Origin of the sequence: Exiguobacterium sp. s131, assembly GCF_018617345.1 — a bacterium.
In the GTDB taxonomy this organism is placed as follows: domain Bacteria; phylum Bacillota; class Bacilli; order Exiguobacteriales; family Exiguobacteriaceae; genus Exiguobacterium; species Exiguobacterium profundum.
In genome coordinates this window covers 281,231-307,498 of the sequence record NZ_JACSJX010000001.1, presented here as the reverse complement: position 1 = coordinate 307,498, position 26,268 = coordinate 281,231, and the positions used below count along the sequence as shown (strand labels likewise).

Annotated in this window: 33 protein-coding genes; 16 read left to right on the top strand and 17 right to left on the bottom strand. The window is 47.4% G+C overall.

Features of this window, described 5'->3' with window-relative positions; translation table 11 throughout:
• Window positions 1-56 precede the first annotated feature (56 nt).
• Window positions 57-575: a dihydrofolate reductase family protein gene (locus KNO69_RS01725; RefSeq protein ID WP_031422358.1), complete on the bottom strand. Its 519-nt coding sequence runs from the start codon at window positions 573-575 to the stop codon at window positions 57-59.
• Window positions 576-641: 66 nt separating this feature from the next.
• Here KNO69_RS01725 and KNO69_RS01720 point away from each other — a divergent pair, with 66 nt between their 5' ends.
• A complete protein-coding gene (locus KNO69_RS01720) occupies window positions 642-1,541 on the top strand; it encodes a helix-turn-helix transcriptional regulator (protein WP_214815566.1) in 900 nt (299 codons plus the stop codon).
• 24 nt (window positions 1,542-1,565) lie between these two features.
• Here KNO69_RS01720 and KNO69_RS01715 read toward each other — a convergent pair whose 3' ends face one another.
• Window positions 1,566-1,982, bottom strand: coding sequence for an Lrp/AsnC family transcriptional regulator (locus KNO69_RS01715; protein ID WP_214815561.1), 417 nt, complete (start codon window positions 1,980-1,982; stop codon window positions 1,566-1,568).
• A gap of 117 nt (window positions 1,983-2,099) precedes the next feature.
• On the opposite strand from KNO69_RS01715, the gene KNO69_RS01710 reads away from it, so the two are divergent.
• The gene (locus KNO69_RS01710) at window positions 2,100-2,861 is read left to right on the top strand and encodes an MBL fold metallo-hydrolase (RefSeq protein WP_214815558.1); all 762 of its coding nucleotides are present in this window, start codon (window positions 2,100-2,102) and stop codon (window positions 2,859-2,861) included.
• A 31-nt stretch (window positions 2,862-2,892) separates the two neighbouring features.
• Here KNO69_RS01710 and KNO69_RS01705 read toward each other — a convergent pair whose 3' ends face one another.
• Complete coding sequence (locus KNO69_RS01705) at window positions 2,893-3,138, bottom strand: type II toxin-antitoxin system Phd/YefM family antitoxin (protein WP_031422351.1); 246 nt, start codon at window positions 3,136-3,138, stop codon at window positions 2,893-2,895.
• A gap of 116 nt (window positions 3,139-3,254) precedes the next feature.
• On the opposite strand from KNO69_RS01705, the gene KNO69_RS01700 reads away from it, so the two are divergent.
• Window positions 3,255-4,199: a M23 family metallopeptidase gene (locus KNO69_RS01700; protein WP_214815555.1), complete on the top strand. Its 945-nt coding sequence runs from the start codon at window positions 3,255-3,257 to the stop codon at window positions 4,197-4,199.
• A gap of 33 nt (window positions 4,200-4,232) precedes the next feature.
• On the opposite strand, the gene KNO69_RS01695 is transcribed toward KNO69_RS01700, so the two are convergent.
• The 6 genes from KNO69_RS01695 to KNO69_RS01670 all read right to left on the bottom strand — a co-directional run bounded on the left by KNO69_RS01695 (window position 4,233) and on the right by KNO69_RS01670 (window position 9,477).
• Entirely contained in the window at window positions 4,233-4,631 is a 399-nt protein-coding gene (locus KNO69_RS01695; protein WP_074035820.1) for a cytidine deaminase, read from the bottom strand.
• A gap of 178 nt (window positions 4,632-4,809) precedes the next feature.
• Complete coding sequence (locus KNO69_RS01690; RefSeq protein WP_074035818.1) at window positions 4,810-5,646, bottom strand: ABC transporter ATP-binding protein; 837 nt, start codon at window positions 5,644-5,646, stop codon at window positions 4,810-4,812.
• Window positions 5,647-6,678 carry a FecCD family ABC transporter permease gene (locus tag KNO69_RS01685; RefSeq protein ID WP_214815552.1) on the bottom strand — a complete coding sequence of 344 codons (1,032 nt, stop codon included), beginning with the start codon at window positions 6,676-6,678 and terminating at the stop codon, window positions 5,647-5,649. It lies immediately after the preceding gene.
• A complete protein-coding gene (locus KNO69_RS01680) occupies window positions 6,675-7,676 on the bottom strand; it encodes a FecCD family ABC transporter permease (protein ID WP_483297354.1) in 1,002 nt (333 codons plus the stop codon). The genes KNO69_RS01685 and KNO69_RS01680 overlap by 4 nt, the downstream gene beginning before the upstream one ends.
• 20 nt (window positions 7,677-7,696) lie before the next feature.
• Window positions 7,697-8,728, bottom strand: coding sequence for an iron-siderophore ABC transporter substrate-binding protein (locus tag KNO69_RS01675; RefSeq protein ID WP_168169901.1), 1,032 nt, complete (start codon window positions 8,726-8,728; stop codon window positions 7,697-7,699).
• Window positions 8,729-8,883: 155 nt separating this feature from the next.
• On the bottom strand, window positions 8,884-9,477 hold the full coding sequence (locus tag KNO69_RS01670; protein WP_214815546.1) for an FMN-binding negative transcriptional regulator: 594 nt from the start codon (window positions 9,475-9,477) through the stop codon (window positions 8,884-8,886).
• 71 nt (window positions 9,478-9,548) lie between these two features.
• Between KNO69_RS01670 and KNO69_RS15435 the strand changes: the two genes are divergently transcribed.
• A complete protein-coding gene (locus KNO69_RS15435) occupies window positions 9,549-9,716 on the top strand; it encodes an HAD family hydrolase (protein WP_353047474.1) in 168 nt (55 codons plus the stop codon).
• Window positions 9,703-10,206 carry a haloacid dehalogenase type II gene (locus tag KNO69_RS01665; RefSeq protein ID WP_353047473.1) on the top strand — a complete coding sequence of 168 codons (504 nt, stop codon included), beginning with the start codon at window positions 9,703-9,705 and terminating at the stop codon, window positions 10,204-10,206. The genes KNO69_RS15435 and KNO69_RS01665 overlap by 14 nt, the downstream gene beginning before the upstream one ends.
• On the opposite strand, the gene KNO69_RS01660 is transcribed toward KNO69_RS01665, so the two are convergent.
• Window positions 10,203-10,715: a GNAT family N-acetyltransferase gene (locus KNO69_RS01660; protein ID WP_214815543.1), complete on the bottom strand. Its 513-nt coding sequence runs from the start codon at window positions 10,713-10,715 to the stop codon at window positions 10,203-10,205. The two genes, KNO69_RS01665 and KNO69_RS01660, sit on opposite strands and share 4 nt — an antisense overlap.
• A gap of 13 nt (window positions 10,716-10,728) precedes the next feature.
• On the bottom strand, window positions 10,729-11,181 hold the full coding sequence (locus KNO69_RS01655; protein WP_159562933.1) for a MarR family winged helix-turn-helix transcriptional regulator: 453 nt from the start codon (window positions 11,179-11,181) through the stop codon (window positions 10,729-10,731).
• 114 nt (window positions 11,182-11,295) lie between these two features.
• On the opposite strand from KNO69_RS01655, the gene KNO69_RS01650 reads away from it, so the two are divergent.
• Together KNO69_RS01650 and KNO69_RS01645 are read left to right on the top strand one after the other, a co-directional pair.
• The gene (locus tag KNO69_RS01650) at window positions 11,296-11,652 is read left to right on the top strand and encodes a DUF2200 domain-containing protein (RefSeq protein ID WP_012727286.1); all 357 of its coding nucleotides are present in this window, start codon (window positions 11,296-11,298) and stop codon (window positions 11,650-11,652) included.
• On the top strand, window positions 11,649-12,107 hold the full coding sequence (locus tag KNO69_RS01645; RefSeq protein WP_214815540.1) for a DUF1801 domain-containing protein: 459 nt from the start codon (window positions 11,649-11,651) through the stop codon (window positions 12,105-12,107). The genes KNO69_RS01650 and KNO69_RS01645 overlap by 4 nt, the downstream gene beginning before the upstream one ends.
• 183 nt (window positions 12,108-12,290) lie before the next feature.
• On the opposite strand, the gene KNO69_RS01640 is transcribed toward KNO69_RS01645, so the two are convergent.
• Window positions 12,291-13,667 (bottom strand): methyl-accepting chemotaxis protein, encoded by a 1,377-nt coding sequence (locus KNO69_RS01640; RefSeq protein WP_078147620.1) that lies wholly within the window; start codon window positions 13,665-13,667, stop codon window positions 12,291-12,293.
• A 152-nt stretch (window positions 13,668-13,819) separates the two neighbouring features.
• The gene (gene tnpB, locus KNO69_RS01635) at window positions 13,820-14,908 is read right to left on the bottom strand and encodes an IS200/IS605 family element RNA-guided endonuclease TnpB (RefSeq protein ID WP_078147621.1); all 1,089 of its coding nucleotides are present in this window, start codon (window positions 14,906-14,908) and stop codon (window positions 13,820-13,822) included.
• A gap of 425 nt (window positions 14,909-15,333) precedes the next feature.
• Between tnpB and KNO69_RS01630 the strand changes: the two genes are divergently transcribed.
• The 3 genes from KNO69_RS01630 to KNO69_RS01620 all read left to right on the top strand — a co-directional run bounded on the left by KNO69_RS01630 (window position 15,334) and on the right by KNO69_RS01620 (window position 18,470).
• A complete protein-coding gene (locus KNO69_RS01630) occupies window positions 15,334-15,975 on the top strand; it encodes a TVP38/TMEM64 family protein (protein WP_214815537.1) in 642 nt (213 codons plus the stop codon).
• 215 nt (window positions 15,976-16,190) lie between these two features.
• Window positions 16,191-16,811, top strand: coding sequence for a polysaccharide deacetylase family protein (locus KNO69_RS01625; protein WP_251030811.1), 621 nt, complete (start codon window positions 16,191-16,193; stop codon window positions 16,809-16,811).
• Between the two features lie 126 nt (window positions 16,812-16,937).
• Entirely contained in the window at window positions 16,938-18,470 is a 1,533-nt protein-coding gene (locus KNO69_RS01620) for a methyl-accepting chemotaxis protein (protein WP_214815531.1), read from the top strand.
• A 38-nt stretch (window positions 18,471-18,508) separates the two neighbouring features.
• Here KNO69_RS01620 and KNO69_RS01615 read toward each other — a convergent pair whose 3' ends face one another.
• Window positions 18,509-19,366, bottom strand: coding sequence for an SDR family oxidoreductase (locus KNO69_RS01615; protein ID WP_214815527.1), 858 nt, complete (start codon window positions 19,364-19,366; stop codon window positions 18,509-18,511).
• Between the two features lie 146 nt (window positions 19,367-19,512).
• Here KNO69_RS01615 and KNO69_RS01610 point away from each other — a divergent pair, with 146 nt between their 5' ends.
• From KNO69_RS01610 to KNO69_RS01600, 3 genes are all read left to right on the top strand, one after another.
• A complete protein-coding gene (locus tag KNO69_RS01610) occupies window positions 19,513-19,941 on the top strand; it encodes an Rrf2 family transcriptional regulator (RefSeq protein ID WP_214815523.1) in 429 nt (142 codons plus the stop codon).
• 117 nt (window positions 19,942-20,058) lie between these two features.
• Window positions 20,059-20,976, top strand: a complete 918-nt coding sequence (locus KNO69_RS01605; RefSeq protein ID WP_159562943.1) for a TerC family protein — start codon at window positions 20,059-20,061, stop codon at window positions 20,974-20,976.
• A gap of 87 nt (window positions 20,977-21,063) precedes the next feature.
• Entirely contained in the window at window positions 21,064-21,225 is a 162-nt protein-coding gene (locus tag KNO69_RS01600; protein ID WP_159562944.1) for a hypothetical protein, read from the top strand.
• Window positions 21,226-21,270: 45 nt separating this feature from the next.
• Here the strand turns inward: KNO69_RS01600 and KNO69_RS01595 are convergent, their stop codons facing one another.
• Window positions 21,271-21,987: a peptidoglycan DD-metalloendopeptidase family protein gene (locus KNO69_RS01595; RefSeq protein ID WP_214815520.1), complete on the bottom strand. Its 717-nt coding sequence runs from the start codon at window positions 21,985-21,987 to the stop codon at window positions 21,271-21,273.
• Window positions 21,988-22,186: 199 nt separating this feature from the next.
• A complete protein-coding gene (locus KNO69_RS01590) occupies window positions 22,187-22,663 on the bottom strand; it encodes a DUF305 domain-containing protein (RefSeq protein ID WP_214815517.1) in 477 nt (158 codons plus the stop codon).
• A 168-nt stretch (window positions 22,664-22,831) separates the two neighbouring features.
• Here KNO69_RS01590 and KNO69_RS01585 point away from each other — a divergent pair, with 168 nt between their 5' ends.
• Genes KNO69_RS01585 through KNO69_RS01575 form a run of 3 tightly spaced genes read left to right on the top strand, consistent with a single transcriptional unit; the run spans window position 22,832 to window position 25,276 of the window.
• Window positions 22,832-23,170 carry a hypothetical protein gene (locus KNO69_RS01585; RefSeq protein ID WP_214815514.1) on the top strand — a complete coding sequence of 113 codons (339 nt, stop codon included), beginning with the start codon at window positions 22,832-22,834 and terminating at the stop codon, window positions 23,168-23,170.
• A gap of 25 nt (window positions 23,171-23,195) precedes the next feature.
• Complete coding sequence (locus KNO69_RS01580; RefSeq protein ID WP_214686219.1) at window positions 23,196-23,870, top strand: response regulator transcription factor; 675 nt, start codon at window positions 23,196-23,198, stop codon at window positions 23,868-23,870.
• Complete coding sequence (locus tag KNO69_RS01575) at window positions 23,867-25,276, top strand: sensor histidine kinase (protein ID WP_214815510.1); 1,410 nt, start codon at window positions 23,867-23,869, stop codon at window positions 25,274-25,276. The genes KNO69_RS01580 and KNO69_RS01575 overlap by 4 nt, the downstream gene beginning before the upstream one ends.
• Before the next feature lie 17 nt (window positions 25,277-25,293).
• Here KNO69_RS01575 and KNO69_RS01570 read toward each other — a convergent pair whose 3' ends face one another.
• Window positions 25,294-26,238 (bottom strand): F510_1955 family glycosylhydrolase, encoded by a 945-nt coding sequence (locus tag KNO69_RS01570; protein WP_214815507.1) that lies wholly within the window; start codon window positions 26,236-26,238, stop codon window positions 25,294-25,296.
• Window positions 26,239-26,268 lie beyond the last annotated feature (30 nt).

The window sequence follows — 26,268 nt, the reverse complement described above, 5'->3', positions numbered from 1 at the left end:
TTGAAGTAAACCGTTTCTTCAATAAAAAAATCGAGTCCTCATTCGGACTCGATTTTTTAACTCTCATATGTCGCCATGATGAACTGACCCGATGCGCGTTGGCTTGTCAGTCGAAGTTTCGTCTCTCTTGTTCCTTCTGGGAAGAGAGGGATCCCTTCACCTAGGATGACCGGCGCAATCGCAATCTCATAGCGGTCAATCAAATCATGTTCCATCGCAGCTTTAATAACTTCTCCCCCACCGATGAGCCAAATGTCTTGATCAACTTCTCCTTTCAATCGATGAATCAGTTCTTCAATTAGTTCGTCCGTGAATATGACATGCTCTGCCTCACGTTCAGGCTGACGCGTCAATATATAGTTCGGGATGTCTGGATACGGATACTCTCCTTGTTCTAACTTCAATACTTCCTCATACGTCTTTCGTCCCATGATGACGGCACCAACGGTCTTGAAAAATTCAGCGTATCCGTTGTCACCATCCCCTTCTACGGCGAACAACCAATCAAGTTGATCATTCGACCGGGCGATTTTCCCATCTAAACTCATCGCAATATACAACACTACTTTCGGCATCGTATCTTCCTCCTTGATTCGTGATATATTCAGCTTATCCAATAAACACGACAAAAGATGACAGGAATGATAACTTTGAAAAAACGACACTTGCAACTGATTCGGCTACTCAATCGCGGACGACGTTTCACGGCGGAAGAACTGGCCCAAGAGACAGGCGCCTCCATTCGGACGATTCAACGGGATATGCTCTCGCTCGAAGACCTCGGTTATCCGATTTGGAGTGTACCCGGTGTTGGTGGTGGATATGAGGTGCTACCGAATCGCTTGTTGCCACCACTCCACCTTCGCGAGCAAGAAGCCGTCGCTCTTTATCTCACGCTCAAATGGATGGAACACATCCCGGACGTGCCGTTCGGCGATATACGAAATACCCTGTCCGACTGGTACGTGAACGAGTTACCTCAGGATTTGGAAACAAAGATTCATCGATTAGAACGAAATATCCTATGGCTCGGGAACAGACAGATTCCAAAGGCTCCGTTCACAAAGGACATCTATCAGGCGGTCGAGCGTAAGAACAAGATCGAGATGACGTATCGAACGACGAAAGGACCACTTACATTCATCGTTGAACCGGTCGGCATGGCACTTCTTGACTTGAAGTGGTACGTCTTCGGGCTGTCTGAACTGGGACTTCGTCAATATCGGATTGATCGCATCGAAGCGGTCCAAGTGCTCGAGGAACCGTTCGAGTCCGAGGATTTGGTGACCTTACTTCAGGCAAGTGACGAACGAATCGCTGTGACCGTTCATCTCGAACTCACCCCACTCGGTCGTCGTCTTCTCGAAGATGTATTACCCGCTATCGATGAGTTGAATGAATGGGATGTACCTGAAGAAGAGCTACCGTTTTTATCAAGGCAGTTGTTGAGAGCTGGAGCGGAAGTAGAGGTGAAAGCGCCAGAGCAGTTGCGGGAGATGATGAAAGAGCATGCGGAACGTTTGATGAATTTGTACGTTTAACAAATATCCAGTGAATGATTGAATTCATTGGGTATTTTGATGAATGACGAGTGATAGTTTGTAGTTCACGTATTTACTGAGTCCATCTAAAAATGCATTCAGTTCTTGATTCGTCGGAAAACGGCACTCGAGCAGATAGCAGCCATCCCCGCTCACCTTGTAGTTATGTCGTACGTATGGCCGATGATCTTTAAGAAAAAGAAGGTACGGATCATGAAATGTACTCGTCGTGTAAATCGTAATCATCGCATGAATTGGCAAACCGATTTGATCCTCATTGATTCGAATCGTGTATCCTTCGATGATTCCTAAATCTTCTAACTTTTTAACGCGTGTGGCTGTTGCTTGCCCCGTCAAGTGAACGAGTTCTCCTAATTCCTTCATCGTCATTCGACTGTTTTGTTGCAAGGCTTCAATGATACGTCGATCTGTTGCGTCCATAGTTCACTCCTTTCATCATTCAAGTAAATCGATCAAAAGACTTGAATGAAGTGATGTCTTACAAAACCCTGACGCTCTACACTACATATATACTACATGGAAAAAGGAGAATCATCTATGAACATTCAATTGATCCGAAACGCGACACTACGACTCGAATATGCCGGTAAAACGTTTCTCATTGATCCGTTTCTTGCGAAGAAAGGCACGTATCCACCTTTCCCAAACTCGGCTCGTCAAGATGCGCAAAATCCACTCGTCGAACTACCGATTTCGATTGATGACCTTCTATACGGAATCGATGCCGTCATCTTGACTCATCTTCATCTCGATCACTATGACGAAGTCGCAAAAGAAGCACTTCCAAAAGAACTTCCGATTTTTGTTCAAAACGAGGCAGACCAGAACACGATTCAACAGGATGGATTCAAAGATGTGCGCGTGCTGGCTGAATCTACCGAATTCGAAGATGTTCATCTTTCCAAAACGGTCGGTGAGCATGGTCGAGGCGACATCTTATCGTTGACTGGTGAAGTGTGCGGTGTCGTCTTTACACATGAAGCAGAAAAAACGTTATACGTCGCTGGAGATACAGTCTGGTATGAGGGTGTTGCTGACACCATTCAATCGCATCGCCCAGAGGTGATCGTCGTCAATGCGGGAGACAATCAATTTTTAGAGGGTGGCTCGCTCGTCATGAATGAAGTCGATGTGCGACATGTAGCAGAAGCTGCCCCGGACGCCAGCATTATCGCCGTTCATATGGAGGCAGTGAACCACTGGAACTTGTCACGGACTGACTTACGAAAGTACGCAGAACAACACCAATTTTCGAATCAGCTCTTCGTCCCTAAAGATGGTGACACACTCCGCCTGTAACATGAAAACCTCCCGAATCTTCGGGAGGTTTTCATGTGGTCTTACTTCTAGGACTATTCGATTCCAGTACATTCACAGATTCTAGCAGGCGTTCGGTATTCTTAGGACTGCTCGTCAGGTAAATGGTTTCTAACAAACCATTATATTCTCGTTCAGACATGATAACAGCATGTCTCCCATTCTTTCTAGAAACAACGATTGTCTCACCGTCTTCGCATGCTTGCTCAAGAATGTATTCAAACTTTTCTCGAGCTTCCTTATATGGAATTGTATACATTCACATCACTCCTCATTTATGCCCATTATATTATGATTTTTTTATGAATGACGAAACATCTATGTTTCTACATCCGTATAAAAGACCAATCAATCATCAACAAAGGCGGTATAGATATGCGTCATGCGTACAAACAGTTCATCCACTTATTCAAAGACGGTCAGTTCGATGACATTTATCATCAAATGACCGATTCGTGCAAATCTCATTGTTCCATGGCCATGTTTCATCACGAAGCGTCTTCGTTTCATCATGGAATTCGGCGCTATCGTCTGCTCAATGAGATGATGTTGAACGGGAATCGGTATGTATTGTGGTCGGATTTCCGAAAAGAAAAGTTATTGTCCGTTCAATTCAATCGCGTGAATCAGGTTGAATCCATTCAGATGACGGTCACATCCTCTTCAAAAGAGACCAATCCTTTCACGAAAAACAAATACCACCTTCCATTCAAAGAGCAGTGGTTCGTCGTCTCAGAAGGGACAACCCTCGGAATGTATCATCATGATCCAACTCGAAAAAAGCGTGATGGCTATGACTTTTTGAAAACACAAGAGCAACAACCTTACAATCGTAGAAAAATCGGGATGGATGGCTCGTATGCGTTTGGAGAACGAGTGATTGCTCCATTACACGGGACAATTCATCAAATCGTGGATGGGTTGTCAGACGAACTAGATGCTGATCATCCATTCGGTAATCACGTCATCATTCAACATGCGAACGATGAATATTGCCTTCTCGCCCATCTTGAGAATGGTTCCATTGCCGTGAATGTGGGAGATACGGTCAAAACCAAACAGTTGATTGGGCGCTGTGGGCGTTCCGGAATTACGCCTGAGCCACGCTTGCATATGCGTGTCATGAATCACCCGGATGTGGACAGCGCGACCGCCCTCCCGATTCAATGGAAAGGTCGATTACGACCTATGCGTGGAAAAGTAGTCACTTCCCGCGAGGAAGAAGGATGGTCGTATGGGATTGCAGCCCTCGATTTTTCAGAACTGCTCCTTTATGTTGTACAGGCCATTCCGCGATTATTTTTTCGCTTTTTTGGATAAGAAAACCCCTCAGGAATCTGAGGGGGTTCAACATCACATATCCAAATCAGTGAACGCGAGCGGGACGAGCTCTCCAAGCGTCACTTCTTTCACATCGGCGTTGCCGTTTGTGAGGAGTACTTTGAAGTCAGGATCGCCGAACTCGACCATGACTTGGCGGCAGATGCTACATGGTGGCAAGAAGTCTTCCGTGTCCCCAGACACGGCAACCGCTTCGAAGTCACCTTTTTTGTATCCTTGAGCGACCGCTGTGAAGATGGCCGTACGCTCCGCACAGTTCGTTGCTCCGAACGAGACGTTCTCAACGTTGACGCCGTCGATGACCGTACCATCCTTCATAAGAAGTGCCGCCCCGACGCGGAACTTCGAATATGGTGAATACGCATTGTCTTTCAATTGGCGTGCGCGCTCGACTAATTGTTGTTGGTTCATCTTAAGTCATTCCTCTCGAATATCGAATGAACTGATGCCAGTCCCCGTGCCTCTCATTTTGGGCAGGATTTATAGCATACACCCGCCTCAAAGAGAAGTCAATGACTTTTTACAAACGCTTTCATGGATAAACAAAAAAAGAAGGAGCGCTCGCCCCTTCTTGACTCTCTATACGTGGTCACACCAATTCAAGCTGCGCGACAGCCGCCTCTTCCGTTTCCGTCTGCACGTGATGACGCCCAATCGGAATAACGGAAGGTGAACCGGATACCGGGTCACACATGACCGAACAGCGGAGGTTAAAGACACGATGGATCAAATCACACGTGATGACGTTCGACGGCTTCCCTTCGGCAATCAACTTCCCTTTGTCGAGCGCGAAGATGTAGTCCGCATAACGTGCCGACAAGTTGATATCGTGAAGCACCATGACAATTGTCGTCCCGTACTTTCGATTCAAGTCCGTCAACAAATCGAGAATCTCGACCTGATACGTGATATCAAGATACGTCGTCGGCTCGTCTAAAAAGAGCACGTCCGTCTGTTGAGCCAGTGCCATCGCAATCCAGACGCGTTGGCGCTGCCCGCCTGACAACTCGTCGATGGGACGATCCGCGAACTCCGTGATGTTCATCATCTCCATCGCCTCGGCGACAGCTTCGTAATCGGCTTTCGTCCAGCCCTTTAAGAATGATTGATGAGGGTAACGACCACGACCGACAAGATCGGCGACCGTAATCCCTTCCGGTACGACCGGGGACTGTGGCAACATCCCGAGGACACGCGCTAGCTTTTTCGGTGCCATTTTCGAAATCGGCTTATCGTAAAGCGTCACTTGACCGGCACTCGGTTTGATAAGGCGTGCCATCGTCTTCAGTAGAGTCGACTTCCCGCAACCGTTCGCACCGATGATGATGCTAATCTGATTGCTCGGAATTTCAAGGCTGATATCGTTCAAAATCATCTTGTCCTCGTATCCCGAGGTGAGATGTTCTACTTTCATAATGGATGCCATTTAGAAGTCCCCTTTCTGGTTCATCCGAATCAACAAGTATAAGAGATAAGGCGCGCCGATGATGCCGGTGATGACACCGACCGGATAGCGTGCCGTGAAGGCGAATTGTCCGACAAGGTCGGCCGCTAGTACTAAAATGATTCCGACAAGCGTTGCCGGCAAGATTCCCGCGTGGCTCGTTCCGACGAGCCGTTTGGCAATCGGCCCTGCCAAGAAGGCAATAAACGCAATCGGTCCCGTTGTCGCTGTTGCAAGGGCGAGCATGAATACTGCCGCCACAATGAGCAGAAGTCTGGTCTGGTTCGTGTTGATTCCAAGCCCTGTCGCCGCCATTTCTCCGAGCTCGAGCATTTCAAGCTGACGAGTGAGTAACAGTACAATCGGTAAACAGATAAGTACCGTGATGATTAAAGGTGGCAACTCTTCAAGTTTCGCCCCATTTAGACTTCCTGTCAACCACCGCATCGCCATCGCGACATCGTTTTGTCGGCTGATGAGCAATAGATAATTGATGACGGCTGTTAACATCGCTTGAATCCCAATTCCAACTAACACCAAACGACCGATGGAGAAAGCCGCCCCTTTGGATAGGAAATAGATGACCAGCACGGTGACGAGCCCTCCGATAATCGAAGCGATCGAGATTATCGCTTCACTCGATTGTAGGACGACGATACAGAAGACAGCCGCCGCACTGGACCCCGTTGTGATCCCGATGACATTTGGATTGGCAAGCGGATTTCGAAGCATCGTTTGGAAAATCGTTCCCGCAGCACCAAATGCTGCACCGGCAAAGACACCAGCGAGCATACGTGGTAGACGCAATACTTCAATGGCGAACGTCGCCCCTTTTACGTCTTCCCCGAGCAAGACGCGGATGACATCCTGAACCGGATAAATCGTATTGCCCAACATGAGCATCAACCCGCTCAATGCTACCGCTATGATGGTCAAAAGAATCGTCATCCCGACATAACGACGGCGTCGCTTCATGCGACCTTGTCTGATTTGTTCAATCGCTGGTTGCATCATAGTCCTCTTACTTTCACTTTCATTGTCAATAGAATCAAGATTGGTGCCCCGATGAACGCCGTCACAATCCCGACCTCAAGTTCACCCGGACTTCCAAGCAAACGTCCGATGACATCCGAGAAGGTCAAGATGATGGCACCTGCTAAGGCAGACATCGGCATGAGGTAGCGTTGGTCAGGACCGAGCACGAGTCGAATCAAATGTGGGGCGAGAAGTCCGATAAACCCAATCGGTCCAGCGAGTGCAGTCGCAGCCCCACACAGAATCACACCTGCGAACGAGGCGGTCAACTTCAATGTCCCCGTCCGAACACCAAGACTCTTCGCCATCTCCTCCCCGAGCGCAAGTGCATTCAAGGAAGGTGCGGTCACTACCGCAATCACGAGACCGATTAGAAGAAACGGTAAAAATGTATAAATCGAATCCAGATTTCCCGCACCGACACTCCCAACTTGCCAAAAGCGGAACTGGTCCATGACGTTTGAGCGTGGAATCATAAGAGCCATGACGAGCGACGATAATGCTGCACTTGTCGCCGCTCCCGCCAAGACGAGTTTGAGCGGGGTCGCCCCTCCCATTCCGAGTGAACCGATGCCGAAAACGAAAATGGCCGTCAATAGCGCCCCAACGAGCGCAAACCAGATGAACGCACTCGCCGTCGCGATGTTGAAGAATGCGATGCCGATGACGACGGCGAGCGCTGCTCCCGTGTTGACCCCAAGAATACTCGGGTCAGCGATTGGGTTACGCGTCACCGACTGCATGAGTGCACCCGCCACACCGAGTGCTGCGCCACACATAAAACTGAAAATTGTCCGGACGACCCGCTCCCGGACAATGTCTGCCTCATACGACTGAACAGCCGGACGGAATAAACCGTCCAGCAGTTCATTCCACCCGACTGTTCGAGAGCCGAAGGCAAGGGATGCCACGATGCATAGCACCGTCAGTACGAGCGTCCCAACTAACAGGAGCGGGAAGTACTTCGGGATATGCATCTGTTTCACCTGATTTTGCATCATTTTACTTTCGCAAGGGCATCCGATACGCGTGAAACGTACTCATCAATCGTATATTCAATCGAGAGTGGCGTCGGTGTTCCAGCCGCTGCGAGTGGCGTGTTGTCTTCAATCAATACGACCGATCCGCGTTCGATGGCTGGTACTTTACTGTAGAGCGGGTCTGCTTGAAGCGCCTTCAACGTGTCTTCATTTCCGTATGTGACGAAGATGTCGACGTCGTTCAAAATGTCGGCGTTCTCTTTGCTGAGCTCGAGATAGAAGCTATTTGCTTTTTCAGCTTCGTCGACAATGTTTTGTGGGTACTCCATGCCGAGTTCTTCGATGAAGGCACCACGAGGATCACCTGTTGTATAGATATAGAATTTTGAAAGATCTTCTGCGCTCATCGAGACGAAAGCGGCTTTCTTTCCAGCAATCTCAGGAACGGCTGTCGCTTTGTCAGTAATCAACTGCTCCGTGTCTTTGATTAACTGTTCGCCTTCTTCACCAAGTCCCATTGCGAGTGAGTCATAACGAACCATGTCTTGCCATGAGGTGACCCAAGGTGTTTCTTGATATGCCACGACCGGTGCGATTTGGCTAAGCGTGTCATAGTCTTCTTGCGTGATGCCTGAGTAGGCGGCCAAGATGACATCGGGATTTGAATCTGCGATTGCTTCAAAGTCTAATCCGTCCGTATCTTGATAGATGTTCGGGTTCTCTTCGCCAAGCGCTGTCAACTTCTCTGCTGTCCATGGAAGCATCCCGCTATCATCTTGTACACCGTAGTTCGCAGCTGAGAATCCGACCGGTACGACATCGAGTGCAAGTGCGACGTCATGGTTTCCCCACGAAATCGTTGCGACACGCTCTGGTTTTTCTTCGATGACAGTCTCACCGAACGCATGCTCGATCGTGATTGGATATCCTTCTGCTGATTCTTCCGTCCCTTCGTTCGTGGAAGCGTTCTCAGCTTCTTCCGAACCACAGCCGGCTAAGATGAGTGCAAACGCTGAAGCAAAAATAAACATATGTAACCACTTCTTCATTGTCTTGTTCACGTGTTTCTTCTCCTTTTTCAACTTCTCTATTTTCTCGATACTGATAATCATTATCAGTTATGAGTATAGACTTGCTATTCCTTCGTGTCAACTGCTATTCGATATAGAAAAATGAAAAAACCTGTCGTTTTAGGACAGGTTTATTAGGACTTTCGATGTTGTCGCATGACGTCCGCAATCGGTTCATCTTGTTTTTCAAGCTCCGATACGATCCATTCATGGTCCACGTCGTTTCGGTTTTGGCTTAACTTGAACGTCGCCTGCATATCGGTGATGTCGATCCGAAACCCAACGACGCCGTTCATTTGTCGCTTCACCGGTTCGGATAATGCATCCCAACGCACCGCATGCTCACGTTCGCCTTCATGCTCGTGAAGTAATCCGGCTAGTTCCTCAACCAACTCGTTTTCATTGAGAATCGTCGCACGTCCATACACGTGTATGGCTTGATAGTTCCATGTCGAGACGTCCTCATGGCCATACCATGACGCCGACACGTAAGCACTTGGTCCTTGAAAGATGACAAGAACGGTTTGATCTTCAATTGTTCGCCACTGCGGATTCGCTTTTGCGACATGGGTCGTCAGTTGACCGTTCGCCTCATCGAATCGTAACGGGACGTGCGTCGCAATCGGCTTATCCCCGTCATGCGTCACAATCGTGCCGAACGGATTGGCATGGAGAAATGCGTAAATCTCTGCTCGTTCTGTGACGGAATATTGAGTTGGAATATACATGTCGAACCCCCTTTCTCCTATTATATTCTGAACAAGACGGGTATAACGACACAGAAGGAGGGATGTTATTTATGAAACCAACGATTAAAGCCATCGTCTTTGACGTATACGGCACCTTATTCGACGTCCATTCGGTGAAGGATGCCTGTGAACAAGAGTTCCCTGAAAAGGGAGCAGCCATCAGTCAAGTGTGGCGGACGAAACAATTTCTTTTGGCGGCACATGATGGGACGCTATGAAGATTTCGATACAGTGACCCAGGACGCACTCCGTTACGCATTAGCCGTGCATGACGCACCATTCACAAAGGAAATCGAACAACGTCTGACTGCATCGTATGCGCACCTCACCCCGTATAAGGAGATCGAATCGGTCATAAAAGAGATGCATGACGTGAAGACCGTCATTCTCTCAAACGGGACGGACGAGATGCTTAAGGCATTGCTTCACAACGCCGGTCTCACCGATTATTTTGATGAGGTTGTCAGCGTCGACGGCATCAAACAACCGAAACCGACGCCTGCCGCCTACATGAATTGGTTCAAAACGTCTGGTCTTCGTCGTGACGAGGTGCTCTTTTTATCGTCGAACGGTTGGGACATCGCCGGGGCGAAAAACTTTGGCTTTCATGCGGCCTGGATCAATCGGAATGACTTACCATTTGAAGCATTTGATATAGAACCAGATGCCATCTATCCGAACTTAAACAACTTGTCAGAATGGCTTTAGTCCGTGAACGACTTCATGAAAATGAGGTCGTTTTGTGCATCTTCCCCCATGAAAAAGGTGTGCACCCCCGTCTGTCCGAACCCGTTTCGTCGATAAAATTGAATCGCTCTTTCATTGTGTTCCCATACGCCGAGCCAGATCTTTCGTTTGTGTAGTTCCTTCGTCAATTCGGTTGCTTGAGTAAATAACGCTTTCCCCACCCCTTGACCTTGAAACGCTTCTAATACGTAGATTCGTTCGATTTCAATCGCATCTTCGCCCATCGGTTCAGATTGAGCATCGCGTACGTTCACTTTCAAATAGCCTGCCAACTCACCTTTTACATGTGCAAAATAAAAATAAGAATCGGGATGTGCCAACTCATGCTGCAACTGCTCAGGCGCATACGCTTTTTCTAAGTAAGCGTTCAAATGTTCTTCTGTGTTGTGACGTGCGAACGTCTCCGTAAACGTCTGGATGCTAATGTGACGTAAGGCTTCTACGTCTGTCACTTTTGAGATTTCAATCATGTTCTCGCTCCTCTCAGTATTCTCGATACTTGCCTTTCTTCACTTCGGTCCAATCTGTTTCAACATTACGTCGTACTTTTTTCAAAAGGCGTAACAACTCCTCACTTTCTTTCTCGTCGAATCCTGATAATGCGACCGATGTAGAATATTCGTGTTCGCGAATGATGAGCGGGTACAATACCTCTCCTTTCTCCGTCACGTATAAACGTCTGATTTTCTGATTATCAAGATCTGGTCGCCTCTCAATCCATCCTTCTTGCTCCAGTTTCTTGATGGCACGTGCGGCGGTCGTCCTGTCTACCTTAATCAACTCTGCTAGCCGTTCTTGAATGATACCTGGGTGTTCAAAAATCCTAACGATGTACAAGTACTTCCCTTTTTCTAAACCGAGTGCCTTGAATTCAATGTTGCTGATTGAATCGAGGGCACGCGCAATCATCCCGATCTCTCGTAAATGGTCATGCATCATGAGACACCTCTGCTTTTTGTTGCGAATGCAACAAAATACTTTATATAAGCGTATCGTAATTTGTGAGAGAATGGAAGTAAGAATTTTCGCTAAGAAGGAGATGAATGAAAGATGGGTCACCGAATCTATACCACGAGTTTCGCGAGCGTTTATCCACTCTACGTCGCCAAAGCCGAACGCAAAGGACGGACGAAGGAAGAAGTCGACACCATCATCGAATGGTTGACCGGTTACGATGAGACCGGACTCGAACGTCAGATAGCCAATCAAGTCGATTTTGATACGTTTTTCGCTTCAGCACCTCGTCTGAATGAAGACCGCGCCCTCATCAAAGGTGTCGTCTGTGGGGTTCGTGTCGAGAACGTTGAAGAACCACTCATGCGTGAGATCCGTTATTTGGACAAACTCATCGATGAGTTGGCAAAAGGAAAGAAAATGGAGAAGATCTTACGAGGAGGCGAATCATGATGGATGTGACGGCACTCGTCGACGAGGCACGGCTCGATTCATTTATTCATCTGCTCGAGGTCATCGATGATCATTTACCTGGCGGATTTGAAAAAACGACGGACGGACATGGTGTCCATTACGTCGTTCCACTCGATCGATATCCGTCCGGGTATCATGTCACACCGGGGACGCCACTACCGTTTATCAGTGTAATCGCGCAAAAGCGCCATGTCGGACTGTATCACATGGGCATTTACGCCGACCCTGAATTACTCGCTTGGTTCGAACGGGAGTATGCGAGTCGTGTCCCGACGAAACTTGATATGGGGAAAAGCTGTATCCGTTTCAATAACGTGAAGCGAATCCCGTTTGACTTGGTCGGAGAACTCGTCGAGAAGATGACTGTCGAGGAATGGATTCAGCACTACGAAGGACAACGAAATAATAAAAGAGGCTGGGACATAACCCAGTAAATTTATAAGAAAGAGGCCCCATGAGCGACTTGTTCGCTCACGGGACCTCTTGTCATTTTTATGGGTTCGTGCATTTCGGACTAAACAGGAAAGAAGGGGTCCAGCCACCGAAAATCGGTGACCGGACCCCTCTTTTTATCAAAAATTTTTAAAACCGGTTAGTTATGTCCCCGCCTCTTTCATTTACACAGTAAATCGATTCGTCATCTCTCGCATCTCATCCGCCATATTCGATAATTCTTGAGCGGCTGCCGTAATTTCTTCCATTGATGCCATCTGTTCTTCAGTAGCTGCTGATGTGTTCTCCGTTTCTGTAGCAGTCGATTCAGTAATTCCTTGAATCTCATTCACGGAGTTCAACACTTCTGTCGCTCCCGCCGCCATTTCTTGTACAGCACTGGACACTTTTTCTATTTGTTGCCCGACTTCTTCAATGGCTACTTTAATTTCATCAAACGCAACACCTGTCTGCCGCACGTTCGTCACACTCTGTCCCATATCACCTTCTACGACATGCATCGTCTCTACGGCATGCTTTGTTTCTGTCTGTGTATGATGAATTAAAGAGGAAATTTGTTTGGTCGCATCGGCTGATTCTTCTGCCAGTTTTCGTACTTCTGCAGCAACGACTGCAAACCCACGTCCCTGATCTCCTGCACGCGCTGCCTCGATTGCTGCATTTAATGCAAGTAAGTTCGTTTGCTCTGCAATTCCTGAAATGGTCCCACTGATTGTACCAATCTCTTGAGAACGAGTATTAAGCTGCTCAATGACTTGTTGCAACGTCTTCACTTTTTCATTCATCGCTTCAAGCTGATGTTCAAGCGTTACGATTAGCTCATTCCCTGATTGTACTTTGTCCAATGCCCCTTCCGATAATACAGTCATCTGTTGAGCACGATCAGAGACTTGGTGAATGCCATTCGTCAAGTCTGAAAGGGTACCATTTGAAGACTTTACCCGTTTCAACTGATGGAGTGAACCTGAAGCGATTTCTTCCATCGTCACGGCTACCATCTCTGTCGCTTTTGTCGTTTCTTCTACGTTATTTTTCAAATCGTCCGATGAAGTTGCAACACGCCCAGAAGTCGAAGTCACTCCACCAATCAACTCTCGTAAACTTTCTTTCATCTGATTGAATGACTGTGCGAGCGCCCCGATTTCATCGCGTGATGTGTATGTGCTATTGACTGTCAAATCCCCTTCACCGGCACGACTCATCAATACGTTCAATTCTTTCACCGGACCAACCACAAGGCGCGTGATGTAGACGCCTAATCCAATTGAAAGCGCAGCTCCCAAAATGACAAGACCCCAAAAGATAAACACAGCACCCTCTCGATCCGACCGCATCGTATCACTGGCCGTTTCCGCATCCACATTCAACTGATCCATAACTTCTTTCGCTGTCTCAACAAGCGCAAGTCGAATTGGACGTAATTCTGTTCCATATTGTCGGTAAGCAGATTCGTTTTCATTTCGTAATGCAGGTTGCAATACGACGTCTATGCTTTCCAAATATGCGTTCGTCTCTTCATTCAGCTTTTCGATTCGACTCATTAATTCAGGATCTTCTGTCGAAATCGAATCAGTGAACTACTCGCCACTTATTTGCTTCGCAAATTGAAGTGGGAGCTTCTTGGGAAGACCGCACTTTTACTAGCCACGATTGTTTACCAAGCTCACCGGGCAGTCCCTGCCCTGAATGGTTGTCAGTCAGCCAACATCAATAGGTTGAGGCTCGCGTTGATGTCACGGTCATGATGCGCGCCACAGGCACACGTCCATTCACGGACATCTAATTTTTTCTTCTCGCCTTTTTCGCCGCAAGAGGAACAGATTTGCGTCGATGCGTACCATTGGTCGGCCTTGATGAGCGTCCGTCCGTAGAAGTTTGATTTGTATTCAAGCTGGCGGACGAACTCGTACCAACTGACGTCGGCAATCGATTTGGCGACCTTGTGGTTCTTCATCATGTTCTTCGATTTCAATGTCTCCACGACGATGACTTGGTTCTCGTCAACGGTTCGTTTTGACAATTTGTGAAGGAAGTCTTTGCGTTGGTTTGCGATTTTCTCGTGTTTCTTGGCCAAAAGTAATTTGGCTTTTTCACGATTCTTGCTCCCGATCTTCTTACGAGACAGAGCGCGTTGCGCCTTCTTGACCTTCTCTTCGGACTTGCGAAGAAAGCGAGGGTTGTCGATCTTCTCAGAAACCATGTCATCATTTGTCATGATGGCGAAGTGTTCTAACCCGAGATCGATGCCGATCTTGTTCTTAGCCGGAATCCATTGCTCGTCATCCTGATTGACAAGGATGGAAACGAAGAACTTGCCTGTCTTCGTCATCGAGATTGTCGCGGACTTGATGATCCCCTCGAAAGAACGATGTTGTTCGAACTTCACGAAGCCGATTTTAGGAAGTCTCACCTTGCCGTTCTCGATGCGGATCGTACCGTGCTGGTTGTTCGTCGTGTAGGAGGCGCGCGACCGTCGTCTCGATTTGAAGGTCGGGAAGCCGGCCGTTCCGGCGAAGAACTTCGCGAACGCGGTGTCGAGGTTCAACTTCGCGTTCGCGAGCGCGAGGCTGTCCGCCTCGGCGAGGAACGGGAACAGGGGCTTGTAGGATGCGGGTGTCGCCGGATTTCGTCTCGTCACGATCCCCGCTTTCGCCTCATCGCGGATGGCGATGCGGTCCTCGAGCAGCTTGTTGTAGATGAACCGGGCGCAGCCGATCGTCTTGATGAGGAACTCGGCCTGTGCAGGCGTCGGGTGGAGCCTATATTTGTAGCCTTTCAGCATGTCCGTCCCTCCTCCCTCCAGCAGATCGTGATATGTCCTCCTCATCCGATACCCACGGAGGGGGAGGGAGAATCTGACGGAATAACGAACTTTTGTTCGTAACATCTGTCATAGGGAGAGAAAACTGTTGGACCGGGCGATTCATCTCCCACCTACGCCGGGCTTCGCCCCGAGACGCTTAGAGGAGGGAGAATTCTCGCCTGATTTAGTTAAATTTTTCATCATTTTCCCTCCCATTCTATTTATCGTGTCGAATTTGTGAAAAATGAAGCAATGTTTAGAAAGCCTTGACCTAAGTTTCGATTCAGATAGCTGCCTCTTTGCTCCATCTCGTTACACCTTTTGTAAGCCGGCTCGCATTTATGTTGCATGGAGATGCAGTATACTAACATCAGATACATTCGGTTACGAAAGGAGCGGACAACTTGCCACGACCACTCAAACTCACACTCTTTCTTCTAATGTTTGGATCTTTATTCTATATCACCCATTTCCACTATGAGTTGCGTCCGTCTGACATCCGGGACATCGTCTTGTCATTCGGATTTTGGGGACCACTCTTCTTTATTTTCCTTTATGCCATCGGTCCGGTCGCATTTTTACCGACATCCGTCCTTTCACTCGGATCCGGACTCGCGTTCGGCGTATGGCCAGGTGTCCTCTATATCATTATCGGTGCAACTGCTGCTGCGACGACCGGTTATGTGATGGGGCGTTTTTTCGGACGCTCAGTCATCAACGTCGACCGCTATCCATGGTCAGAGAAACTGTTCACGCAAATGGAGCGTCGTGGCTTTTTATATGTATTTGTCCTCCGGCTCATCCCGCTCGTCAGTTTTGACTTACTTAGTTATGCCGGTGGAATCTCACGTGTTCGCTTCCGCGCCTTCGTACCGGCGACCGTACTCGGCATGATCCCAGGTACGTTCGCCTACAGCTTCCTCGGGGCGAGCCTCGCCTCAGGCAGTGTCACCACGATTTTCATTGCCGCGCTCGTCTTCTTCGGGTTGATTGTCGTGACGTATATCTTCCGAGAACCGGTGAAAAAGTGGTTAGGCTTAGATTGAAAAATCGATTTTCCTATCTCACTAAAAGACATTTGAACACGCAATCCCTGTTCTTGTAAATTATATGTGGGAATAATATCCACATATACTATTTGAAGGGGAATCATCACGTGTTTAAAAAAGTTACCGCCTGTCTTCTAGTTATTTTCATGTTATGTAATTCGTCTGTTTCAATTTCAGCAAAAGAAGTCCATTCTCGATATAATAAAGGAGAAATGGTCTATCTAACCTTCGATGATGGACCAAACCAATACACACCGAAATTGCTCGATGTCTTAAAACGATATGATGTGACGGCAACGTTTTTCATTTTGGGCAAGAAAATCAAAGGAAATGAAGCCATTCTCCAACGAATCGTGGACGAGGGTCATACAATCGGATTACATAGTATGACTCACGATAAGAAAACATTTTATCGTTCCCCTCAAACCGCAGTAAATGAGATGAAACAAGTTCAACAATTGATTTTTGATATCACCGGCGTAAAGTCAACGACCATTCGCGTCCCTTATGGAAGTGTGCCTCATATGACCAAAGCACATCGTCAAGCGATGGAAAAGGCCGGTTTTGACATGTGGGACTGGAACGTTGATACGCTCGATTGGAAATATAAAAAGGATCAAAAAACGATGCGCTATCAAACGATCAAACAAGTACGTGCTCATCGCGCTTACTATCAAGCATCTATCGTCTTGATGCATGATCACGCCACTTCTCCAGAATCACTCTCTTATATGCTCAGACATTTGACACGTGAGAAGTTTCTCTTATTGACGACGGATCAAGCAAAAAAACCGTATCATTTCTATAACAAGTGGTACGGCACATCACATTGATTACCTCAATCGGAGCCCTGTGCTCCTTTTTTTGTTCCAAATGTGCAATCTATATTAACTTCCGTCAACTTCATCCGATATGTATAGAGCTACAACAAATGAACACGAGAATGTGAGGAAAGAATGATGAGATTGATCAAAAGAAATCAGTTGATGTTGTTGACGACGTTATTAATTGTGATGACGTCAGTTGTTGTCCATTTGCTACATCGTTTCACGGACTTTGCCTATGTGTATACGATCCTACGAAACGGTGCGGACGGTTACGTGTACTCCGGAGTAACATGGGTCTTGTTCGCCCTTCCAATCCTCTTCTTTGGGATGATGATCGTCACCTCGAAGCGAGAATCCGTAGCATTTCCTTATTGGATGATGCTGACACTCACCTTCGCAAGCATCTCGACCGTTGCTGGAGGACAAGGACTTGTTGAATATCACTTCTCCATTTTTGTCGTCTTGGCGATTTTGTCGTTCATGCGTCGCATCGACTTGATTTTGTATAGTGCCGGAATCTTTGCTGTGCAACATCTAGTCGGATACTTTTTAATCCCTGAGATGATTTGTGGGACGAGCGACTATCCGTTCAGTTTACTACTCGTCCATGCCGTGTACTTGATTCTTCTCAGCGTCGTGCTTGTCGCGCAAATCCACCTCCGTAACAAAGAGACGCAACATGCCGAGACACAGGAACAAGAAACGCGACAGTTGTTACAACAAGCGATTCATGATGTCAGCGCCCTCGTTCAATCTTTGAACAGTCACGCCGAAGAACTTGAATCCGCTGCTAACCAGTCTCTTGAATCTGGTGAGCAAATCGCTGTCACGGTCGACCCGATTGTCGCGCATGCTTCATCCCAACAAGCCTCCATGGTGCAAGGGGCAGATGAAATTCACTCAATCCGTTCTTTGACGGCGCTCATTCAAAAACGAATGGCCCAGACGGCCGCAGCGTCCTCGCGTATCGCCAAAGATGCCCTTGCCGGGAACAAAGACATGCGACTGATGGAAGCAAAAGTACAAGAAATCATCACCGAGTCGGAACAGCTCGACCGGATTGTCGCGACAATGTCGAATCGTTCACATGAAATCCAAGGAATCTTGCAACAAGTCGGTTCGATCAGTGAACAGACGAACATGCTCGCCTTGAATGCATCTATTGAAGCGGCTCGTGCCGGTGAGGCTGGACGAGGATTCGCCGTTGTCGCCTCCGAAGTCGGGAAACTCGCTGTCCAATCGCGTGAATATGCATCCGAGATGACCCGAGTCCTCGGTGGATTGATGGAAGATACGACCGTCGTATCCAAATCAGCGCATCTTTTCAAACAAGCGACCGAAAACTGTCAAACGGTCACGAACGATGTGACGGCTGTCTTTGGCCGTCTTACAGAAGATGTATCAGAAATCGATGAACAAATCGCTTCGATTCAAGAGACACGCCAGCGGGTCACGACACAGATGGAAGCACTCGAAACACGACTTGAATCGACGAAATATGCGGCGAATGAACTTCAACAACAGATTCACCATGTTGCCGCAGCAACGGAAGAGCAAGTCGCTATTCAAAAAGAACTCAGCTCGATGTCGGACCGACTCGCTCTAACCGCGAATTCGCTTGAAGACGTGACGACTCAACTCGAGGATCACGCCACTCGCGCCTAACACAAATGCCCCCGACCAAGTGGTCGAGGGCATTTTACTTATCGGTCGAGCAATTGACGAATTCCTTCTTGAAGAGGTGTGACCGGGCGTCCGAGAACCGGTTCGAAGTCACTCTCATGAATTTCGAGCGTTCCCTGGCGAATACTTCTTTGAATCCCCGCAAGAATCGCAACGACTTCCTCTGGCAATCCAGCTTCGCGCATCGTCTCTTCATATGCCTCGAGACTCAACTCCTGCATCATCACTTCACGACCTAACACTTCACTGAGTGCGTCTACAAGATCTTGCTGGGTATGAAGTGGTCCTGATAGTTCATAGACCGCATTGTCCTGTTGTTCTTTTAACAGAACATTCGCTGCGGCTTCCGCATAATCTTGTTGTAGTGCCCAACCGACTTTACCGTCCCGAGCCGCCGTGATCCATGGCGCACCGTCAATTACCGCTTGAATGCTTGATAACTCGTTCTCTAAGTACCAGTTGTTCCGTAAGAACGCATGTGGAATACCGGACTCGACAATCGCTTCCTCTGTGACGACATGTGGAGGTGCCATCAAGTTCTCACTGCTTGTCGCATCAGCTAGACTCGTGTAGGCAATGAATGAAACACCTGCCCGTTTCGCTGCCTCAACTGCGTTCGTATGTTGACGAATCCGCGTATCGTTATCGCCATCTGCCGAGATGATCAAAAGACGCTCAACACCTTTGAACGCTTCATCGAGTATGTCTGGCTGATCAAAATCACCATGTCGCACATCAACGCCACGCTCTTTAAGAGACGCCGCCTTCTCCGGATTCCGTACACTTACAGCGAGCTCACTCGCATCAATCGACTTGAGTAGTTCCTCTACAATTTTCGAGCCGAGTTTCCCCGTTGCTCCTGTGACTAAATATTTCATTCTTTTTCCTCCCCTAACCTGTAATCGAATCACTTACATGTAATCATGATAATTACAGGTAACTGATTTGTCAATTATTCTTTCCCTGTTATACTAAGCATGTAACAAAGTTGTTTACATCTATAAAAACCGAAAGGGAGATATTTATGACAATCAGTAGTCGTTTTTCGGTTGCCATCCACATGCTGACTCTTGTTGCGCTTTCACCACCAGAAGTGATTTCATCAGATTTTTTAGCGCGGAGCGTAAATACAAACCCTGCTCTTATTCGAAAAATCATGGCCATGTTAAAAAAAGCAGAATTGATTCAAGTTAAACCAGGTGTTGCTGGTGCAATTCTTACTAAACCACTAAACAACATTTCACTTCTTGAAATTTATCAAGCCGTTGCTGTCGTCGAACCAAATGAACTGTTCGGAATTCATGATCAACCAAATCCGGCTTGCCCGGTCGGAAGAAACATCCAAGCAACAATTGAGCCCATTTTTATAACAGCTCAATCCGCCATGGAACGAGTCCTAGAGCAAATTATGCTTGCAGATGTTGTACAAAACATTGAACAAAGTATAGATTGAGGAATAAACAACCACTCTTTTTCGAGTGGTTGTTTATTTTTACGCTTGACTTTGAGTTCTTATGAACTTAAATTAAATATATAGAAGTTCATATGACCTTAAAAGGAGGAATTGTTGTTGACCCTACTCATCGGGTTCTTACTCATCGTCATCTTCATGCTCGCACTTGACCTCGGGGTGTTCCACCGTAAAGCGCACGAAGTCTCGCTCCGCGAAGCATGGACATGGACGTTTGTCTGGATTGGGATTGCCATCGCATTCGGAGGATGGTTGTTCTTCACGCAAGGAAGTACAGCCGCAACGGAATATGCGAGCGTCTACTTTATCGAAAAGGCACTTGCCATTGATAATGTCTTCGTCTTCTCACTTGTTTTTGCCTATTTCGCCATCCCACTCAAGTATCAACACAAGGTACTGTTCTGGGGGATTCTCGGAGCGATTTTCTTCCGCGCTGTCTTCATCGTCGCTGGCGTATCCCTTTTAGAAAACTTCGGTTGGGTCTACTACGTGTTCGGAGCTTTTCTCGTTTATACAGGGTGGATGATGTATAAGAATATCGGAAAAGACGAGTCACTTGAAGAAAACAAGACGATTCGTTGGCTCGAGCGACGCCTGCCCATCACACAGGATATCTCATCCGGGAAGTTCACGAAGCGCATCAATGGGAAGTTGTTCTTCACGCCACTCTTCATCGCGCTCATCTTTATCGAATTGTCGGATATCGTCTTCGCTGTCGATTCGGTCGCTGCAAGTTTCGCGTATTCACGTGACCCGTATATCATCTTCTATGCGAACATCATGGCGATTCTCGGACTTCGTAGTCTCTACTTCGTCCTCGCCAACTTGATCGACCGCTTCTACTATTTGAAACACGGTCTCAGCTTCATGCTCGTCTTCATCGGGGCGAAGATGATTTTCGGTGATGTGTACAAGATGCCGATTTGGATGTCTCTTGGAACCATCGTTCTCGTCATCCTGATTAGCGTCCTCTATAGTTTCTACAAAACGAAACCTGGTTCGTCTAAACACGTATAATGAATCAATCAGTCCATTTCGTCGGTGTTCTTTCTTTGAAAATCGGGTAATCATTGAGGTGCACAACTACAGAAAAGGGGATTCAATATGTTTGATCGGATTGGCCTCATGAGTATCGGTCTCGTCTTCGGGATCATCCTTATGTTACTTTTCAATAATCTATTCGGATTGGTGTTCGGTATCGTCCTTGGTGTCAGCTTCATCGCCGCCAACCAAATCGAACGAAACAAACAAACAACATGGCATTAACCAAAAAGCACGCGCTCCCATTGTTTGAGAGCGCGTGCTTTTATGTCAAAACATTGTATACGGATTGATACTGTTAGCAGGAGATGAACTGCTATACACATAGCTGTTCCGATGCACTTCGAAGTGGAGATGATTCCCGAACGAGTTACCGGTATTCCCGACCGTTCCAATCGTTGCTCCTTTTGCTAACGTTTGTCCTGTAACGACATTGAGGCGATCAAGGTGTGCGTATACAGTAATATATGTTTGTCCATTCAACTGATGGCTCATCATGATATGGTTACCGTAAGCCCCATAGTTCCGAGAAACAATGACTTTTCCATAAGCGGCTGACACGACCGGTGTTCCTCTTGGAGCAGCCAAGTCGATACCGTTATGGAACGTATAACCGTACTGCCCGCTCGCCGGACCATACTTTTGTGTCAACGTCCCTTTTGTCGGGATGATCATTTTCGCAGTCGATGTGGTTGAAAGCGTGGAGACACTGTACTTCTTCACATATGTACTGGATACGTAGCGGGATGTCCCGTTGAAATTGATTTTTGTCCATCCCCCGCTCACGCCGAGATATTTGAAGGATTGTCCCAACTTCGCACTGCCGACGATTGCATACGTCGTGCCCGGGCCTGAACGGACGTTTAAACTGTTAGTCGTGACTTTGACATAATACGTGGTAGCAGCTTCAGCCGGGGTACCTGTCGGAGTGAAGATTCCGACTGTGAGAAGAACGGCACAGAAGAGAGAGAGCATCTTTCGTTTCATGATGTGGTAAATCCTTTCAATTATGTATTTAAATTTTTATTTTTTATATTATCTAACTGAAAAAATTTTACCACCAAAACGAACCGACAAATATGTCATTTATATTTCAAATAAAGGAAAACAAATTATAACTTACTTTCTTTATTTTTCCTTTTCAACATACAAAAAATGCACAGCCGTTTTCGACTGTGCATGTCTGTTACTCACGATTTTCCTCGGCGTTCTCCTCTTCATCCTCTAAATCTTCAATCAATCGCTTCATCTCTTCAATTTCACGGCGCTGTGCCTTGATGATTTCTTCAGACAATTCTTTCACGCGTGGGTCTTCAATTTCAGCGCGTTCACTTGTCAAAATGGCAATCGAGTGGTGAGGGATCATCGCTTTCATCCAACTGACATCATCGACGGTCGTCTGGCTACGTACGAGCCAAAGCGAGGCACTGAAGACGAGAGCACTGACCCCTAGGATGATAAAGTTAACTGTTTTGTTCTTATACATCCCCCACATGAAGAGAAGCATGACGAACGCCATGACCGATCCCATGATGAGTGCCATGTACAACCTTGTCTGACTAAAGAAGATATGATCAAACTGAAACACGTTCAAATACATGAGCCAATACATAATGAAGGTCGAGACCGCAATCATGATTCCAAATTTACCGTACTGTTTCATCTTATTCATCCTTTCTTATTGTGCGTATAAAAACTCTTTTACCTACTTCTTCTATACTCAAACCCGCCTATTTCTCGGTCTAATCGTACTCTTAACGCTTTTCACTTCTTTTTCACAAACATCGGGTACACTAGTGAAATTGAGTTCATGCAAGGAAGGAGAACGATGATGCAAGAGCGGACATTGCGTGACGTACTGGCAACACTTGATTCTGTTTTATCTTGGTCTTATCTCGATCACCCGGAAGAAATGACAATTCGCGGAATCGGAACGACACCAGAAAAAATAAATAAAATGTTTTTATATATATGCAAGCGCCCAATCAATGAACGTGGCGTCGATTTAGTGAGGGCCGCCATCCGAAATGGTGCAGTAGCCATCGTCACGGATCGACCGATTGACGCGAGAGTACCCGTCATTTACTGTCGAGACGTCGAACGCGCACGTGAACAACTACAGACTCTTTTCGCCATAGAAGGAAATCACGCAAAGCACACGGAACGATAATAATAAGAGGAAGGAGGAATACAAGATGAAGATTCTCATCGTAGACGATGAAGAAAAAATGAGACATTTGATTCGTTTGTTTCTTGAGAGCGATGGGTATGCTTGCATCGAGGCAAATGATGCCGATTCCGCACTCGATAAGATTGAAGAGCGACCGGACCTCATCCTTTTAGATATTATGATGCCGGAAGTGGACGGCATCTCACTTTGTCGTCAGTTGAAAACGATGGATCCGGCATTACCCATCGTCTTGTTGACGGCACGTTCAGACAACGAGACCACCATTCAAGGGCTAGATGCCGGAGCGGATGACTACGTCACCAAACCGTTCGATGGAAATGTGTTGCTCGCTCGAATTCGAGCCGTCCTGCGAAGAAGTCGGGTCGTTAACCTACAATACGGTCCACTCCGTTACGATGAAGAGAGTGGGCGCATCTTATATGAAGAACAGGAAATCATTCTGACGCCAAAAGCAACAGCCATCTTGAAGCTATTTCTTCAGCACCCGAATCGTTTGTTCAATCGCTTAGATTTGTATGATCTCGTCTGGCCGTACTCTGCCGAATCTGACCCCCGTACAGTCGATGCACACATACGCATGATTCGAGAAAAGTTAGGGGACGCAGGCTTTCCAATCGATGATTATTTGAAGACGGTATGGGGACGTGGGTATCGATGGACCGAGGAGCGTTCCGGATGAGACGCAGTCGTAATAGCTTACCGTTCCGAATCAGCCTCGTCTTCCTGTTGTCTACGTTGTTGATAGAAGGAGTCTTATTCTTGCTCCTTTACCACACACTACTTGGGGAACGCGTGACAGAAGAAGTCCATCGATTAGAATCACGGGCTGAGAGTCATGCGAATGTATTGGCGATGAACTTTTCCGAAGAGACAATCGGTCATGTGGCTACCATGGAAAGTGAGACGGACACAAAAGTTGCCATCACTGACCCAGCACATGATCTTCTTCAAACGTCCCGTTCTTTTCCACAGGTACTGGTCGATACCGTCGAAACGAAACGACGTGCAGGTCCATTCGATGATACGACTGTTCTAGAGGACGACTGGGAAAACGAGCCGTATTTAAGCGTTCGTACGCCGATCACGGATGATCTCGATACACGGTATGGGTACGTCTACATGTTTTTACCGACTGAGATCATTCATGGAATCAGTCATCGCCTTCAGTTGCGATTTCTGTATATCACGACCATCGCACTGGTGACGACCGTGCTGACCTTCATCCTGCTGAGCCGCCTCATTTCGAAACCAATTCAGTCACTGAAACAAGCGACCGAGAACGTACTGACGAATCCCGATAACCTACAGCTACCAACGAATCGCGTTGACGAAATCGGTGAGTTGGCTCGCTCCATCGAGGCCATGTCCGTGGAGTTGGCTCGCTTACGTCGCGAACGACATCAATTTTTGTCCGATCTCTCACATGAAATCAAGACCCCTCTCACTTATTTGAGGGGATATGCCGAGATTGCTTCGAAAGAAAGCACACCCGAACCGCTACGCAATCAATCCATCCAGACAATTTTAGATGAGAGTCGTTCGCTCACAGAACTGGTGGAAAATGCGTTTCAATTGGCTCAACTCGACGAAAACACGTTCTTGTTACATCGAGAAGAAGTTTCTGTCACGACGTTTTGTAAGGATTTACGACGAATGCTCGATACGATGTTCCGAATGACGACGATTCGGTTCGCTGCTTCTCCGAACATAGAACAAGTAGACATCACGCTCACATTGGATCGACATCGCATGCTTCAGGTCTTCCGGTCCATTGCCCACAACGCGATTCAGCATAGTGAGGCGACACATGTTTCACTTCATTCTAATACTTCAGACGCTTATCTCGTCTTGACCATCACTGACGACGGAAAGGGAATTCCTGAAGAAGATCTCCCACACATTTTCGACCGTCTGTACCGTGTTGAAAAATCACGATCTCGTCAAACTGGTGGAAGCGGACTCGGACTCGCCATCGCCAAGCAAATCGTCACACGGCATGGTGGGACGTTGACGGTATCTTCGGATACAACAGGTACCTCGTTCACCGTCGCCCTACCACTCAGCAAAAAGACGCCTCTCCAGTAATGGAAAGGCGTCTTTCGTCAGTCGAGTTCACCTGCATCAAGTTGTGTCTGCCACTTCTCGTCTATGAGCTCATATACGCTATTGTCAGATGTGACGAGCAGCATGCGCTCCTCTTTGATCGCCAATTTAATCGGCACAGCATCCGCTTGAAACTCTGGAAGATCGAACGTCTCTGTAGACTCATCGTCTAGATTGAAACGAACCCCTTCGAAAGAACCATCTGTCTGTCGTACGTATGCCAACTGCCCCTCATCCGCTCCGACCGTAATCACCTGTTCTGATTCAACGAGTGGCTCGAACGAATCTCCAAAGTCATTCGAAACGAGGATACCGGACGGTCCGTATAAGAAGACCCGCTCCGCTTCCGTCGCGTCGGCGACAATCCCTGCCACCTGCTCACCCTCTACCCCAGATCCTCGCATTGACTCGAACGATCTTCCGCCATCGTCCGAACGATAGAATCCAGGTTCTAGCTCTGACGTCGCTTCCTCAAGGTAGACGTACAACATTTCCGTCGCATAACCCGCACTCATGTAATGAAAGTCTGCCTCTCCCTCCAGTGCCCGTACGTCTAATGTCATGCCATGGTCTTTCCCGTATAACACACCGAGTGGATTTTGGAAGTCGGTACGTCGGTCGGGATGACCACTTGCATAAAATCCATCCTCGACGAGTTCGAATCCCATATAGTCATGACGATTCGTCGGAAGTGTATACCAGCCATCTTCACGATATTCCATCAATCCGGCATGCGTTGCAATGACCGGACGGTTATCGTCTTGCCAAAATCCAGCCCCGTGAATATGAGAAACCGTTTCATCGGATCTCACACGCTGCCACTCGTCTTTTGTAGTTGTCGTCACGTTCTCGGATTGACTCGTGTCCGACGGTGCTTCTTCCGTTCCACAAGCCGTTAAAAGCAGTGGAGTCAGGAATAGTGATAGTATCAACATTCGTTTCATCTTGATCCCTCCATCTCTAGCATCCCGTCT

Bases quoted from the DNA above. Each gene is read 5' to 3' on its own strand.
- KNO69_RS01725 (WP_031422358.1), bottom strand. From the start codon at position 575: ATGCCGAAAGTAGTGTTGTATATTGCGATGAGTTTAGATGGGAAAATC.
- KNO69_RS01720 (WP_214815566.1), top strand. From the start codon at position 642: ATGATAACTTTGAAAAAACGACACTTGCAACTGATTCGGCTACTCAAT.
- KNO69_RS01715 (WP_214815561.1), bottom strand. From the start codon at position 1,982: ATGGACGCAACAGATCGACGTATCATTGAAGCCTTGCAACAAAACAGT.
- KNO69_RS01710 (WP_214815558.1), top strand. From the start codon at position 2,100: ATGAACATTCAATTGATCCGAAACGCGACACTACGACTCGAATATGCC.
- KNO69_RS01705 (WP_031422351.1), bottom strand. From the start codon at position 3,138: ATGTATACAATTCCATATAAGGAAGCTCGAGAAAAGTTTGAATACATT.
- KNO69_RS01700 (WP_214815555.1), top strand. From the start codon at position 3,255: ATGCGTCATGCGTACAAACAGTTCATCCACTTATTCAAAGACGGTCAG.
- KNO69_RS01695 (WP_074035820.1), bottom strand. From the start codon at position 4,631: ATGAACCAACAACAATTAGTCGAGCGCGCACGCCAATTGAAAGACAAT.
- KNO69_RS01690 (WP_074035818.1), bottom strand. From the start codon at position 5,646: ATGGCATCCATTATGAAAGTAGAACATCTCACCTCGGGATACGAGGAC.
- KNO69_RS01685 (WP_214815552.1), bottom strand. From the start codon at position 6,678: ATGATGCAACCAGCGATTGAACAAATCAGACAAGGTCGCATGAAGCGA.
- KNO69_RS01680 (WP_483297354.1), bottom strand. From the start codon at position 7,676: ATGCATATCCCGAAGTACTTCCCGCTCCTGTTAGTTGGGACGCTCGTA.
- KNO69_RS01675 (WP_168169901.1), bottom strand. From the start codon at position 8,728: ATGAAGAAGTGGTTACATATGTTTATTTTTGCTTCAGCGTTTGCACTC.
- KNO69_RS01670 (WP_214815546.1), bottom strand. From the start codon at position 9,477: ATGTATATTCCAACTCAATATTCCGTCACAGAACGAGCAGAGATTTAC.
- KNO69_RS15435 (WP_353047474.1), top strand. From the start codon at position 9,549: ATGAAACCAACGATTAAAGCCATCGTCTTTGACGTATACGGCACCTTA.
- KNO69_RS01665 (WP_353047473.1), top strand. From the start codon at position 9,703: ATGGGACGCTATGAAGATTTCGATACAGTGACCCAGGACGCACTCCGT.
- KNO69_RS01660 (WP_214815543.1), bottom strand. From the start codon at position 10,715: ATGATTGAAATCTCAAAAGTGACAGACGTAGAAGCCTTACGTCACATT.
- KNO69_RS01655 (WP_159562933.1), bottom strand. From the start codon at position 11,181: ATGCATGACCATTTACGAGAGATCGGGATGATTGCGCGTGCCCTCGAT.
- KNO69_RS01650 (WP_012727286.1), top strand. From the start codon at position 11,296: ATGGGTCACCGAATCTATACCACGAGTTTCGCGAGCGTTTATCCACTC.
- KNO69_RS01645 (WP_214815540.1), top strand. From the start codon at position 11,649: ATGATGGATGTGACGGCACTCGTCGACGAGGCACGGCTCGATTCATTT.
- KNO69_RS01640 (WP_078147620.1), bottom strand. From the start codon at position 13,667: ATGAGTCGAATCGAAAAGCTGAATGAAGAGACGAACGCATATTTGGAA.
- tnpB (WP_078147621.1), bottom strand. From the start codon at position 14,908: ATGCTGAAAGGCTACAAATATAGGCTCCACCCGACGCCTGCACAGGCC.
- KNO69_RS01625 (WP_251030811.1), top strand. From the start codon at position 16,191: ATGGTCTATCTAACCTTCGATGATGGACCAAACCAATACACACCGAAA.
- KNO69_RS01620 (WP_214815531.1), top strand. From the start codon at position 16,938: ATGAGATTGATCAAAAGAAATCAGTTGATGTTGTTGACGACGTTATTA.
- KNO69_RS01615 (WP_214815527.1), bottom strand. From the start codon at position 19,366: ATGAAATATTTAGTCACAGGAGCAACGGGGAAACTCGGCTCGAAAATT.
- KNO69_RS01610 (WP_214815523.1), top strand. From the start codon at position 19,513: ATGACAATCAGTAGTCGTTTTTCGGTTGCCATCCACATGCTGACTCTT.
- KNO69_RS01600 (WP_159562944.1), top strand. From the start codon at position 21,064: ATGTTTGATCGGATTGGCCTCATGAGTATCGGTCTCGTCTTCGGGATC.
- KNO69_RS01595 (WP_214815520.1), bottom strand. From the start codon at position 21,987: ATGAAACGAAAGATGCTCTCTCTCTTCTGTGCCGTTCTTCTCACAGTC.
- KNO69_RS01590 (WP_214815517.1), bottom strand. From the start codon at position 22,663: ATGAAACAGTACGGTAAATTTGGAATCATGATTGCGGTCTCGACCTTC.
- KNO69_RS01585 (WP_214815514.1), top strand. From the start codon at position 22,832: ATGCAAGAGCGGACATTGCGTGACGTACTGGCAACACTTGATTCTGTT.
- KNO69_RS01580 (WP_214686219.1), top strand. From the start codon at position 23,196: ATGAAGATTCTCATCGTAGACGATGAAGAAAAAATGAGACATTTGATT.
- KNO69_RS01575 (WP_214815510.1), top strand. From the start codon at position 23,867: ATGAGACGCAGTCGTAATAGCTTACCGTTCCGAATCAGCCTCGTCTTC.
- KNO69_RS01570 (WP_214815507.1), bottom strand. From the start codon at position 26,238: ATGAAACGAATGTTGATACTATCACTATTCCTGACTCCACTGCTTTTA.